The following is a 12,873-nucleotide window of genomic DNA, read 5'->3' as shown; positions in this document are numbered from 1 at the left end:
TCAGCCCCGTTCCAGGTCGGCTCGGACGACGGCGGCGGCGTTGCGGCCCGCCGCGCCCCACACGCCGGCGCCGGGGAAGGTGCCCGCGCCGGTGAGGTACAGGCCGCGCACCGGGGTCGCGTAGCGGGTGAGCTCGCGGTCGCGGCCCACGAGCGCGGCCAGCGGTCCGCCGGAGAAGGACGGCGCCCACCCGCGGGGCATGCCGAGGTCGCGCTCGTAGTCCTCCGGGGTCACCACCCGCCACCGCCGCACCCCGGCGGCGAACCCGGCACCGACCTGCGCGGACAGCAGGTCCAGCCAGCGCCGCGGCTCGGCCGACGCCGCCCAGCCGCCGGGCAGGGCGTACGGCGTCCAGAGCACCTCCAGCGAGAGCACGTGGTCCGCACCCACCCGCATCGTGGGGTCCAGCGCCGAGGGCGTGTTGACCAGCGCCATCGGCCGGGCGGCGACCTCGCCGCGGCGCAGCGCGGCGTGCGCGCGCTCGATCGCCGCGGTGCCCGGGGCGATGGTCACCGTGGAGGCGTGCTGGTCGAACGGGCCGACCAGCTCCTGCAGCCGCTGCACCTGCGGGAACACCGGCAGGGCGCCCACCACGGCGTCCAGCTTGGACTCGTAGCCGTCGGGGGTGGTGCGCGCCCGCCACCGGGCCACCATCGACCCGGCGCCGGCCGGGGGGTGCGGGCCCAGCCAGTCCACGACCGTCGTCCGCGGGTCGACCGAGCTGACCACGACGTCGGCGCGGACCTCCTCGCCGGTGTCCAGCAGCACCCCCCTCGTCGCGGCACCCTCCGCCAGCACGCGGCTCACCCGGGCCCCGGTGCGGACCCGGCCGCCGGCTGACTCCAGCGCCGACCGCAGCGCCGTGGGCAGCGCGCCCGACCCGCCCACCGGCCGGCCGATGCCCACCAGGTGCCGCATCGCGATGCCGACCGCGCCGAGGCCGGTGCCGGGCGTGGACGGCGCGACGCCCCAGACGGCCGGGCCGGTGGTGAAGGCCCCGGCCACCAGGAAGGGGTCGGTCAGGTACCTGCCGAGGACGTCGCCGACGCTGCGGCGCGACCAGTCCAGCAGCCGGGGGAGGGCGGTCACCCGACGGTCGGCGAGCTTCCGGACCACCCGCCCCGGGGTCGGCGGGGTGGCGGTGAGCTCGGTGAGCAGCCGGGCGACGGGGGTGGCGTCGGCCAGGTAGCGGCGGTAGCCCTCGACCTGGGAGGGGTGGGTGCGGGCCAGCGCGTCGAGCGTGCGGTCGACATCCTTGAACTGCACGAACGCGGGGCCGGCGGCGTCGTCCCAACCCACGTGCAGGGCCTGCGGGTCGACGTCGAGGTAGCGCAGGCCGTGCGCGGCGAGGTCGAGCTCGTCGGCGATCGCGGTGGTGCGGACCATCGTGTGGTCGCAGTTGCAGATGTTCACCCGGGCGCCGAGCGCGTCGACCGTCGCGGCGCAGCCGCCGGTGTCCGGACCCGCCTCGAGCACCGTCACGTCGTGGCCGGCGCGGGCGAGGTAGGCCGCGCAGACCAGGCCGTTGTGCCCGCCCCCGACCACCGCGACCGTCGCCATGCGGGCACGGTGCCGGGGCGGCGTGACGTCTGGGTTACGTCTGCGTGCAGCTCTGGACGGCGGCCACCGGGTGCGGTGAGGATCGCCGCACTCCCCGATGCGGCCACCCTGTCGCCGGGTACGAGGAAGGCACGCCACCCGTGTCCAGCACCCCCAGCATCCCCGTCGTCGACGTGTCCCCGGCCTTCGGCGACGACCCCGCGGCCCTGGCCGCCTGCGTCGCGCAGCTGCGCCACGCCCTGACCGAGGTCGGTTTCCTGCAGGTGGTGGGCCACCGCGTCGACCCCGCGGTCGTCGACGCCGCCTACGCCGCGATGGACCGGATCGCCGAGATGCCCGAGGCGGAGCGGCGGGCCCTGGTCCGGCCGCGGGCCAGTTCGCGGGGGCTGTTCGAGGAGATCGACGAGCGCGGCCGCGTGCTGAACCGGGCCCTGCAGTTCATGAAGTACGACGACCTGGCCGCCGCCGAGGCCGACGACGCGGTGGGTGGGCACCCGGACTACTTCGTGCCCAACGTCTGGCCCGAGCAGCTGCCCGGCTTCCGCACCACCTGGAAGGCCTACGACGCCGCGACCCGGTCGCTCGCGAGCACGCTCATGGGGCTGTTCGCCCTGGCCATGGGCCTGCCGCGGCACTTCTTCGCCGAGCCGTTCAGCAAGGACGTCACGCTCTTCAGCGTCAACCTCTACCCGCCGCAGCCGGTGGACGACGACTACCACGAGGAGGTGATCCTGAACCCGCACGCGGACTCCGGCGGGTTGACCGTGCTGCACCAGCGCGGCAGCTACGAGGGCCTGCAGGTGCGCGACGCCGCGGCCGGGTGGGTCACCGTGCCCCTGCGGGAGGACGCCTTCGTGATCAACATCGGGCACCTGATGTCGCGGTGGACCAACGGACGCTTCCCGGCCACCGTGCACCGGGTGGTGGCCGGCCCGGACACGTCGGCGCAGCGGCAGTCGATCGCGATGTTCTTCCTGCCCAACATCGACCAGGTCGTCGCCCCCGTGGAGACGATGGTCGGCGCCGAGGGCGCCCGCTACCTGCCGATCACCGCCTACGACTGGCAGGAGCAGTTCATGAAGGAGTACGTGCTGGTCAACAGCTACGCCGAGCCGGTCGGCTGACCCCGGACACGCGGGAGGACCTGGCGGGCGCGGCCGCGCCGCGGCCGGGCCGCTGAGGGGTCTCCCGGCCGACGTCGTGGCCTGCCCCCGCTGCGTGGGCAGGTCACGACGCGCTGCCCACGTGGGGTGGGCAGGTGCCCCTTGCCCCCGTGGGGTGGGCAGGGCACGAGCTCGGGGGAGAAGGAGTGGCCGGGCCGTCAGCGCGCCGACCGGGAGGCGAGCAGGCGGCGCAGGTCGGTGGCGACGTCGGTCTCCTCGCGGGTGACCAGCCGGCCGTCCCGCACGACCACCCGACCGCCGACCACGACGTGCTTCGGGCGCCGGCCGGGGGAGCCCCACAGCAGCCCCGCCACCGGGTCGGCCACCCCGGCGTCGGCCACCCCGGTGACGTCCCAGCAGACCAGGTCGGCCCGGGCGCCCACCTCCAGCCGGCCCAGGTCCGGCCGGCCCAGCCCGTCGGCCGACCCGCGGGTGGCGAACCCGAGCACCTCCTCGGCGGGCACGACCCGCCCGACCAGCGGCGCCACCTGCATGGCCAGCCGGGCGTCGGCCAGCAGGTGGCCCGCGTCGTTGGACCCGCCGCCGCTGGTGCCCAGCCCCACCGGCACCCCGGCATCGGCCAGCGCGGCCACCGGTGCGATGCCCCACCCCATCGGCAGGTCGCACCCCGGCGCGTGCGTCGCGGTCACCCCTGCACCGGCCAGCCGCGCGATCTCCGCGTCCGTGACCCCGCACAGGTGGGCCAGCGTGACGTCGGGGGCCAGCCAGCCCCACTCCTCCAGCAGCTCCAGCGGACGGCGTCCGTACCGCTGCGCCGCGACGTCGACGTCCACCTGCTCGTTGGCCTGGGTCCGGCGGCGCAGACCGCGCGCGGCGGCCACCTCGGCCATGAGCCGGAAGGTGTCCGGGCCGTCGCTGTGCACCCCGGCCGGGCCGACGGCGACCTGCAGCACGCCGTCCTCGGTCACCCCACCAGGGGGCACCAGCGCCGCGGCGATCGCGTCCGCCGATGCGGCGGCGGTGGCCGCGTCGTCCCGGGCCGAACCGCGCACGAAGACCAGCCGCGCGCCCAGCTCGCGGGCCGCCGTGGCCGCGGCCGTGGCGATGCCCACCCCGTCGCCGGTCGACGCCGGCCAGGTCAGGTGGTGGTCGGCGACCGTGGTCACCCCGCACAGCAGCGCCTCGGCCAACCCGGCGGACGCCGCGGCGTGCGCCAGCTCGGGGTCGACGCCGACCGCCCCGTACGCCGCGGCCATGGTCGGCAGCCACTGCGCCATCGGGACGCCGCGGGTGCCGGGCAGCGTGCGGAACGCGGTCTGGAGCAGGTGGTGGTGGGCGTTGACCAGGCCCGGTGTCACCACGCAGCCGGTGGCGTCCAGCACCTCGCCCCCCGCGGCGGTGAACCCGCCGATCCGCCCGTCGTCCCCGCAGGCGACCACCCGGGCGGTCGATCCCAGCACGGCCACGGCCCCGGTCACGTCCAGCACGGGACCGACCCTGGCAGCTGTGTGTTCCGGGCAGGTGTCGGCTGGAACGCGACCGTCACCGCCCTGCAACGACCCGGTCCTAGCGTCCGCGGGCGTGACCGCCCGACTGCTCACCGAGCTCTCCGCCCCCGCCATCGCCGACGCGCTCGGCCCGGACTCGGTGCTGGTCCTGCCGACCGGCGCGATCGAGCAGCACGGCCCGCACCTGCCGGTCGCCACCGACCTGATCACCGCGCAGAGCATGGCCGAGCGGGCGGTCGCGGAGTTCGGCGAGGAGCTGGACCTCTGGCTGCTGCCGCCGCTGGCCTACACCAAGAGCAACGAGCACCACTGGAGCTGCGGCACCTTCTGGCTCTCGGCGCAGACGCTGATGAGCGTGCTGCACGACCTGGGGTCCTCGATCACCAAGACCCCGGCCCGACGGCTGGCCTTCCTCAACGGGCACGGCGGCAACTCCGCGCTGCTGCAGGTGGCCGCCCGCGACCTGCGGATCGCCTACGGCCTGCGCACCTTCACGATGCACCCCTCGCTGCCGGCCGACCACGGCGGGAAGAGCCCGGAGAGCGAGCTCGGCCTGGGCATCCACGGCGGGCACGAGGAGACCTCCCTGATGCTGCACCTGCGCCCCGAGCTGGTGGACATGGAGCAGGCGCAGCGCTGGGTGCCCGAGCAGCTGACCGAGTACCGGCACGTGCGCTTCGGCGGGTCGGTCAGCTTCGGCTGGACCTCGGACGACTTCGGCCCCGACGGCGTGATCGGCGACGCCAGCACCGCCACCGCCGAGCACGGCAAGGAGAAGGCCGAGGCGATGCTGACCTACCTGGGGGAGGCCTTCGCCGAGGTCGCCCGGTTCGACCCCGGGCCGCGCGCGTGAGGCTGGCCGGCAAGCGCGTCGTCGTCACCGGCGGCGCGCGCGGCATCGGCGCGGCGATGGTGCGCACCTTCGCCGCCGAGGGCGCCGCGGTCGCGGTGCTGGACGTGCTGGCCGAGGAGGCGGGCAAGCTCGCCGCCGAGGTGGGCGGGCACGCCGTGGAGGTCGACCTGGCCGACGTCGCCGCCACCCGCGCGGCCACCCAGACCGCCGTCGACGCGCTCGGCGGGGTCGACGTGCTGGTCAACAACGCCGGCATCCTGCGCTTCGCCCCGCTGCTGGACATCGAGCCCTTCGAGTGGGACGAGGTCTTCGCGGTCAACGTCCGCGCGATGCTGGTGACCACCCAGGTCGCGGTCACCGCGATGGTGGCGCAGCGGGCCCCGGCCTTCCCGGGCGACGTGGTGGGCAAGGTGGTCAACACCGCCTCGATGGGCGGCAAGGCCGGGGGCGCGGGCCAGGCGCACTACGCCGCGTCCAAGGCCGCGGTCATCGGGCTGACCCGGGCCGCCGCGGAGGAGCTGGGCCCGCTGGGCATCACGGCCACCTGCCTGTGCCCCGGGTACGTGCTGACCGAGATGGGCGCCGGCACCCGCACCGACGCCGACGTCGCCCGCTGGTCGGCGAGGTCGCCGCTGGGCCGGCTCGGCCAGCCCGAGGACGTCGCCCGCGCCGCGCTCTTCCTGGCCAGCGCGGACTCGGACTACCTGACCGGCGAGGCGATCAACGTGGCCGGCGGGATGGTCACGCATTGACCCGCAACACCGGGACCCGCAACACCTGGGCCCGCAACACCTGGACCCTCAGCGCTGACCACGTCGACCTGCGTCGCCCGGTCCGCAAGCCGCGGCCCGTGGAGATCGGCGCGCTGCCCCAGCGGCTGACCCTCGACCTGGCCCGCACCGCGCTGGTCGCCGTGGACCTGCAGAACGACTTCTGCCACCCCGACGGCTGGCTGGCCTCCATCGGCGTGGACGTCTCCGGCGCCGCGGCGCCGATCGCGGCCCTGGCGTCGGCGCTGCCGGGGCTGCGCGCCGCCGGCGTCCCCGTCGTCTGGCTCAACTGGGGCAACCGGCCCGACCGCGCCGACCTGCCGCCCGGCGTCCGGCACGTGTACGACCCCGACGGCGCCTCGACCGGCATCGGCGACCCGCTGCCCGGCGGTTCCCGGGTGCTCGAGCTGGGGTCGTGGTCGGCCGGCCTGGTCGACGAACTGGTGCCCGAGCCCGGTGACCTGCACGTCGCCAAGCACCGGATGAGCGGGTTCCCCGGCACCGTGCTGGACGCCGTGCTGCGCAACCTGCGGGTGGACACCCTGCTGTTCGCCGGGGTGAACACCGACCAGTGCGTCTACGCCACCCTCGTCGACGCGGCGAACCTGGGCTACGACGTCGTCCTGGTCGAGGACCTGTGCGGCACCACGTCCCCGGGCTTCTGCACCGACGCGACGCTCTACAACGTGCGCCAGTGCTTCGGCTTCACCACCACCTCGGCCGACCTGCGGGCCGGCCTCGACACCCAGGAGCCCTGATGGCCACCGCCCCCGTCGTCAAGTCGCTGTCCGACATCACCCCGCACTACATCGGTGACAACCGCACGGTGCGGCTGGCCGTGCTGTCCGGCCCGGCCGACGGGTCCTCCACGACGGTGGTGCTGGAGATCTGGGAGCCCGGCGGCTCGCAGCCGGACAACTCGCACGAGGCCTCCACCGAGACCTTCGTGGTGCTGCGCGGCACCGCCCGGGCGCACAGCGACGAGCACGTCACCGAGCTCGGCCCGGGCGACGTCATCGTGCTGCCGGCGACGTCGGTGCACCACATCGTCAACACCTCGGCGACCGAACGGCTGTACACGATCACCGTGATGGAGAACGACGGCGGCTTCGCCGACCTCATCCTCACCGGCCCGGAGGCCTTCCTGGACGACGCCGACGCCGCGGTGCTGGGCGCCGTCCTCACCGCCGCGTGACCGGCGCAGCCACCACCGCAGCCACCACCGCGTCGACCGTCGTCGAGGAGGTCCGGGCGGCCGTCGCCCGGTACGAGGCGGCGTTGGCCGCCGACGACCTGGCCGAGCTCGACGCGCTGTTCGCCCCGGGGGAGGACACCCTGCGGGCCGACGCCGCCGGCGTGCTGGTCTCGCACACCGCGATCAGCGACTACCGCCGCGGGCGCGGGGGCGCCCCGGCCCGCACCGTCGTCGCGCTGCACGTCGTGGCGCACACGGCCGACCTGGCGACCGCGGTCGCGGAGACCCGGCGCCCCGACGGCACCCGCGGCCTGCAGACCCAGGTCTGGGAGCGCGGGCCGGCCGGGTGGCAGGTCCGGGTCGCGCACGTCAGCTCGGGCCCGCAGCCGCTGGACCCGGTCGAGGACCCGACGACCTGGCGGGTGCTCGGGTCCCCGCTGGTGGCACCCACCGGCAGCGGGCCGCTCGACGGGGTGTCGGTCGCGGTCAAGGACCTGGTCGCCGTCGCCGGGCAGCGGGTGGGGGCGGGCAACCCGGCGAAGCTCGCGCTGGCCCGCACCGAACCCGCGCACGCGCCGGTGCTGGCCGCGCTGCTCGCGGCCGGCGCGCACGTGCGGGGCATCGCCACCACCGACGAGCTGGCCTACAGCATCTCCGGCACCAACGTGCACACCGGCAGCCCGGCCAACCCGTGGGGTGCCGGCCTGGCCGTCGGCGGCTCCACCAGCGGGCCGGCCAGCGCGGTCGCCCGCGGCCTGGCCGACCTGGGGCTGGGCACCGACACCGCCGGGTCGATCCGGGTGCCGGCGTCCTGGTGCGGGCTGCACGGCCTGCGGCCCACCCACGGCGCGCTGCCGCTGGACGGCGTCGCGCCGCTGGCCCCCGGCTTCGACGTCGTGGGCTGGCTGACCCGCGACGCCGGCCTGCTGCACCGGACGGCGCAGCTGCTGCTGCCGCCGTCCGCCCCGGTCACCGAGCTGGTGCTCGCCGAGGACCTGCTGGAGCTGGCGGCCCCGCCGGTGGCCGACCTGGTCCGGGCGGTGGCCGCGGCGTCCGGGTTGCCCGTGCGCAGCGAGCGGTTGATGGCGGGCGAGGAGCACGAGACGTGGTTCGCCGCGTTCCGCACCGCGCAGGGCGCGCAGGCGTGGGCCGCGCACGGGGAGTGGGTGACCGCCCACGGCGGCACCCTGGGCCCGGGCATCGCGCAGCGCTTCGCCGACGCCGCCACGGTCACCGCCGGGGAGGCCGCCCACGCCGCCGACGTGGTGGGGGAGGCCCGGACGGCGCTGCGGGAGCGGATCGGCGAGGGCGTCGCCGTCCTGGCCCCGGCCACCAGCACCACGGCGCCGCCGGTGGTCGCCCCGGCCGCGGAGAAGGCCGCGCTGCGCGGGGCAACCCTGCGGCTGACCTGCCTGGCCGGGCTCGGCGGGCTGCCCTCGGCGGTGGCCCCCGCCGGCCTGGTGGAGGGCCACCCGGTGGGCGTGGCGGTCATCGGCGCGCCCGGCGCCGACACCGCGCTGACCGGCCTGCTCGCCGGGTGGGACCGGTCGCTGTAGCTCAGACCTCGATCCGCGCGCCCATCACCACGGTGCGGTCCTTGGGCAGCTCGAAGGAGCGCGCCGCGTCGGTGGTCAGGTGCGAGGTCGCGGTGAAGACCGCCCGGCGCCAGCGCGGCAGCTCACCGGGCCGGTGGTGGCCGGGGGAGCGGCTGACGTCGATGGTGGACAGGAACCAGGACGCCTCGTCCAGGTCGACGTCGAGGTCGGCCGCGGCCAGCGCGCGGGCCAGGGCCGCCGGGACGTCGGTGCGCTGCCGGTAGCCGAAGTGCAGGGTCACCAGCACCACCGAGCCGTCGCTGCCCTCGGGGACGGTCACGGTGCCGATCTCCTCGTCGACCACCCACGGGCTCAGCGCGGTGGTCAGCGAGACCACCAGCACCCGCTCGTGCAGGGCGTGCAGGTGCTCGACCGTGGAGCGCAGCGCCAGCGGCGCGGTGGGCTCGCCCTTGGTGGCCCGGTTGAGGTAGACCGCCGTGCCCGGCACCCGGACCAGCGGCGAGCCGGGGTCGCAGGCGTCGTGCAGCACGTCGTCCAGCGGACCCTCCTGCTCGTGCCGGCGCTTGGTCACCAGCAGCCGGCCGCGGAACCAGGTCGTCATCACGGTGAACAGCAGCAGGCCGATGACCAGCGGCACCCACGCGCCGTGGGCGAGCTTGGTCAGGTTCGCGGCCAGGAAGCCGAGCATCACCAGCCCGACGAACCCGCCCCCGGCCAGCACCAGCGGCCGGGGCCGGCCCCAGCGGTGCACCGCGACGACGGAGGTCAGCACGATGGTCACCAGCACGGTGCAGGTCACCGCCATGCCGTAGGCGAACGCCAGCGCGGCCGAGCTGCGGAAGGACAGCACCAGCAGGACGACGGCGACCATCAGCCCGTAGTTGACGTAGGGCACGTAGACCTGGCCGATGGTGTGCGCGGAGGTGTGCACGATCCGCAGCCGCGGCAGGTAGCCCAGCTGCACGGCCTGCCGGACGACGGAGAACGCACCGGTGATGACCGCCTGGGAGGCGATGACCGTGGCGAGGGTGGCCAGCACGACCAGCGGCACCAGCGCCCAGCCCGGGACGACCCGGAAGAACGGTGCGGTGATGGGGCCGTCGGGGGACAGGTCGCCGATGACCAGCGCGCCCTGCCCGTAGTAGGACAGCATGCAGGCCGGGTAGACCAGGAACAGCCAGGCCCGGGTGATCGGGGCCCGGCCGAAGTGGCCGAGGTCGGCGTAGAGCGCCTCGGCGCCGGTGATGACCAGCACCACCGCGGCCAGGGCGAAGAAGGCGGTGCCGGGCTGCTCGACGAAGAAGCCGATCGCGTAGGTGGGCGACAACGCGCGCAGCACGCCGGGCTCGGCCACCACCCGGGACAGCCCGCCCAGGCCGATGACGAGGAACCACAGCACCATCACCGGCCCGAACGCCGCACCCACCTTGGCGGTGCCGAACCGCTGCACGACGAACAGCGCCACCACGATGACCAGCACGGCGGGGACGACGAAGTCCCCGAGGGCCGGGTCGACCACGGTGACGCCCTCGACCGCCGACAGCACCGAGATGGCCGGGGTGATCATGCTGTCGGCGAGGAAGAGCGCGGCCCCGGCGATGCCGGCCAGCGCGAGCCGGCGGACCACCGTCGGGGGCAGCCGGCGCCCGTCGCGGCCGCGGCGCCCGACCAGGGTGATCAGCGACATGATGCCGCCCTCGCCGTGGTTGTCCGCGTGCAGCACGACCCCGACGTAGAGCCCGGTGACCACGATCGTGGCCGACCAGAAGATCAACGAGAGCAGGCCGAGCAGGTTGGCCTCGGTCAGCGGGACCGGGTGCGGGTCGTCGGGGCTGAACAGCGTCTGCAGCGTGTAGATCGGGCTGGTGCCGATGTCGCCGAAGACGACGCCGAGCGCGCCGAGGGTGAGGGCTGCCCGGGTGGGGGAGGCACCCTCGGGGCGCACCCGGCCGCGGCCGGCGGGCCCGTCGTGCGCCGGTGCGGTGGCGATCTGCTCGGTCACGACCGGCAGTGAACCCCGTGGCCCTGTGCGGCACACCTCGACGCGCTCAGTTGGGGAACCGCCGGCGGCTGGGGGACGGCCGGCGGGGTTCGGGCTCCAACCGCCGCAGGTAGCCCGCCTGCACCCAGGTGTCGATCACCGCCGGGCCCAGCCCCTGGGGCACGGTGTAGGCCACCCGGCCCCACCAGCGGCCGTCGCCGTCGCGGCCCCAGCCGAGCAGGATGGCCGGCCAGGCGTCGTCGAGCTGGCCGGGCATGCCGGTCACCCAGCAGTGCTGCGCCGGCCGGACGGGCGTCGAGACGCCCTCCGGCGGCTCACCCGTCCGACCCGCCACCCGGACAGCATGCCACGGTGGTCGAACACGTGTTCGATCAGCGACGGACGTCCACCGGCACCCCGGCCTGGGCGACGGACAGCTCCCACACCCGGCGGGCGGCGTCGGTGTCGGTGAGGGTGCGGTAGAGCTCCTGCCGGGCGGGCGGACCGCCCACGTGCCCCGGCCCGGCGGGCCCGAAGAACGCGCCGCCGGCGTCGGGGGCGGTGGCCGCGAGCAGGGCCGGCTCGGCGGCGCTCTCGACCGTGCCCACCAGCAGGCCGCGGGCGGACAGGAACCGGATCACCCGGCGGCCGAGGGTGTCGGAGGCCCGGCCGACCTCGGGCCGGGCGGCGAGCAGGTTGGTCGGCGCCACCCCGGGGTGGGACAGCGCGCTGGTGATGCCCCAGCCGCCCGCGGTGCTGCGCCGCTGCAGCTCCAGGCCGAACAGGCCCAGCGCGATCTTCGACGACCGGTAGGCGCGCATGCCGTCGTAGGAGCGCCGGGAGTCCGGGTCGTCCTCCTGCACGGTGCCGCGGGCGGCGGCCACGCTGAGCTGGGACACGACCCGGGCGCGGCCGGCGAGCAGCAGCGGCAGGAGGTGGCCGACCAGGGCGACGTGGCCCAGGTGGTTGGTGCCCCACTGCAGCTCGTGGCCGTCGGCGGTGGTCTGCCGCTGCGGCGGGGTCATCACCCCGGCGTTGGCCACCAGCAGGTGCACCGGCCGGTCCTCCGACCGCAGGGCGTCGCCGAGGGCCGCGACCGAGGCCAGCGAGGACAGGTCCAGCTCCCGCAGGGACACGTCGGCCCCGGGGACGGCGGCGCGGACGGCGGCCAGGGCGGCCTCCCCCTTGGCGGGGTTGCGGACCGGCAACACCACCTCGGCGCCCGCGGCGGCCAGCCGGGTCGCGATGACCCGGCCCATGCCGTCGCTGGCGCCGGTGACGACGGCGCGGCGGCCGGTCAGGTCGGGGAGGGGCGCGGGGGTGGTGGTGCGGGCCATCGGGGTCTCCTCGGGTCGGTGTGGTCCCCACGCTGCGCCGCCCGCCCGCCGCGCACCACGACCCGCTCGTCCTGGGATCGCCAGGCCCAGGCTGGGCCCTGGATCGGCCCGGCGGCCCCGGGCAGGATCACGGCGTGGACATCGACCGGGCCGGCCTGGCCGACTTCCTGCGCCGCTGCCGGGAGTCCCTGCAGCCCGAGGACGTCGGCCTGCCCCGCGGGCAGCGGCGCCGCACCGCGGGCCTGCGCCGCGAGGAGGTCGCCGCGCTGGCGCACATGTCGCCGGACTACTACTCCCGGCTCGAGCGCGAGCGCGGGCCGCAGCCCTCGGAGTCGATGGTGGCCGCCATCGCGCAGGGGCTGCACCTGTCGCTGGACCAGCGCGACCACCTGTTCCGGCTGGCCGGGCACCGCCCCCCGCCCCGCGGCGCGGACGGCACGCACGTCGAGCCCGGCATGCTGCGCATCCTCGACCGGCTGCAGGACACCCCCGCCGAGGTGGTCACCGAGCTGGGGGAGACGCTGCGGCAGACCCCGATGGGCGTCGCGCTGCTGGGCGACGCGTCGCTGCGCACCGGGCCCGCGCGCAGCCTGGGGTACCGGTGGTTCACCGACCCCGAGGTGCGCCGCCGCTACCACCCCGACGACCACGAGCACATGGGCCGGGTGTGGGCCTCGGCGCTGCGGTCGGTGGTCGCCGTCCGGGGGCCGCGGTCCCGGGCGGCCGTGATGGCCGAGGACCTGCTGGGCCGCAGCGAGGAGTTCCGGCGGGTGTGGGAGCGGCACGAGGTCGGCCTGCGGCCGGCCGAGGGCAAGCGGCTGGTGCACCCCGAGGTCGGGCTGATGGAGCTGCAGTGCCAGACCCTGCAGGACCCGCTGCAGGGCCACACGCTGCTGGTCTACACCGCCGTCCCCGGCAGCGAGGCGCACGAGAAGCTGCAGCTGCTGTCGGTCGTGGCCGGGCGCGCTCTGTAGGGGCCCGGGTGGTTG

The 12,873-nt window shown here is 76.1% G+C and carries 12 protein-coding genes; 7 read left to right on the top strand and 5 right to left on the bottom strand.

Annotation, left to right across the window (positions count from 1 at the left end; all coding sequences use genetic code 11):
* Complete coding sequence (locus BLT39_RS09370) at positions 1-1,560, bottom strand: phytoene desaturase family protein (protein WP_091062110.1); 1,560 nt, start codon at positions 1,558-1,560, stop codon at positions 1-3.
* A gap of 140 nt (positions 1,561-1,700) precedes the next feature.
* Between BLT39_RS09370 and BLT39_RS09365 the strand changes: the two genes are divergently transcribed.
* The gene (locus BLT39_RS09365; protein WP_131801449.1) at positions 1,701-2,684 is read left to right on the top strand and encodes an isopenicillin N synthase family dioxygenase; all 984 of its coding nucleotides are present in this window, start codon (positions 1,701-1,703) and stop codon (positions 2,682-2,684) included.
* A 197-nt stretch (positions 2,685-2,881) separates the two neighbouring features.
* On the opposite strand, the gene BLT39_RS09360 is transcribed toward BLT39_RS09365, so the two are convergent.
* The gene (locus BLT39_RS09360) at positions 2,882-4,171 is read right to left on the bottom strand and encodes an amidohydrolase family protein (RefSeq protein ID WP_207507805.1); all 1,290 of its coding nucleotides are present in this window, start codon (positions 4,169-4,171) and stop codon (positions 2,882-2,884) included.
* Positions 4,172-4,265: 94 nt separating this feature from the next.
* On the opposite strand from BLT39_RS09360, the gene BLT39_RS09355 reads away from it, so the two are divergent.
* The 5 genes from BLT39_RS09355 to BLT39_RS09335 are packed head-to-tail and all read left to right on the top strand — an operon-like array spanning position 4,266 to position 8,566.
* On the top strand, positions 4,266-5,045 hold the full coding sequence (locus tag BLT39_RS09355) for a creatininase family protein (RefSeq protein WP_091062108.1): 780 nt from the start codon (positions 4,266-4,268) through the stop codon (positions 5,043-5,045).
* Positions 5,042-5,797, top strand: coding sequence for an SDR family NAD(P)-dependent oxidoreductase (locus tag BLT39_RS09350; protein WP_242658279.1), 756 nt, complete (start codon positions 5,042-5,044; stop codon positions 5,795-5,797). The genes BLT39_RS09355 and BLT39_RS09350 overlap by 4 nt, the downstream gene beginning before the upstream one ends.
* Positions 5,794-6,573, top strand: coding sequence for a cysteine hydrolase family protein (locus tag BLT39_RS09345; RefSeq protein WP_091062106.1), 780 nt, complete (start codon positions 5,794-5,796; stop codon positions 6,571-6,573). The genes BLT39_RS09350 and BLT39_RS09345 overlap by 4 nt, the downstream gene beginning before the upstream one ends.
* Positions 6,573-7,010 (top strand): cupin domain-containing protein, encoded by a 438-nt coding sequence (locus BLT39_RS09340; RefSeq protein WP_091062104.1) that lies wholly within the window; start codon positions 6,573-6,575, stop codon positions 7,008-7,010. The genes BLT39_RS09345 and BLT39_RS09340 overlap by 1 nt, the downstream gene beginning before the upstream one ends.
* Positions 7,007-8,566 (top strand): AtzH-like domain-containing protein, encoded by a 1,560-nt coding sequence (locus BLT39_RS09335; protein ID WP_091062102.1) that lies wholly within the window; start codon positions 7,007-7,009, stop codon positions 8,564-8,566. The genes BLT39_RS09340 and BLT39_RS09335 overlap by 4 nt, the downstream gene beginning before the upstream one ends.
* Position 8,567: 1 nt before the next feature.
* On the opposite strand, the gene BLT39_RS09330 is transcribed toward BLT39_RS09335, so the two are convergent.
* Genes BLT39_RS09330 through BLT39_RS09320 form a run of 3 tightly spaced genes read right to left on the bottom strand, consistent with a single transcriptional unit; the run spans position 8,568 to position 11,884 of the window.
* Complete coding sequence (locus BLT39_RS09330) at positions 8,568-10,568, bottom strand: potassium transporter Kup (RefSeq protein WP_242658278.1); 2,001 nt, start codon at positions 10,566-10,568, stop codon at positions 8,568-8,570.
* Positions 10,569-10,614: 46 nt separating this feature from the next.
* Positions 10,615-10,902, bottom strand: a complete 288-nt coding sequence (locus BLT39_RS09325) for a hypothetical protein (RefSeq protein ID WP_091062101.1) — start codon at positions 10,900-10,902, stop codon at positions 10,615-10,617.
* Between the two features lie 37 nt (positions 10,903-10,939).
* Positions 10,940-11,884: an SDR family oxidoreductase gene (locus BLT39_RS09320; protein WP_091062099.1), complete on the bottom strand. Its 945-nt coding sequence runs from the start codon at positions 11,882-11,884 to the stop codon at positions 10,940-10,942.
* A 134-nt stretch (positions 11,885-12,018) separates the two neighbouring features.
* Between BLT39_RS09320 and BLT39_RS09315 the strand changes: the two genes are divergently transcribed.
* A complete protein-coding gene (locus BLT39_RS09315; protein ID WP_091062098.1) occupies positions 12,019-12,858 on the top strand; it encodes a helix-turn-helix transcriptional regulator in 840 nt (279 codons plus the stop codon).
* Positions 12,859-12,873 lie beyond the last annotated feature (15 nt).

The sequence above is a fragment of the Klenkia brasiliensis genome, from assembly GCF_900100695.1.
In the GTDB taxonomy this organism is placed as follows: domain Bacteria; phylum Actinomycetota; class Actinomycetes; order Mycobacteriales; family Geodermatophilaceae; genus Klenkia; species Klenkia brasiliensis.
The sequence above is the reverse complement of the archived record's forward strand: the minus strand, read 5'-3'. Positions and strand labels throughout refer to the sequence as shown.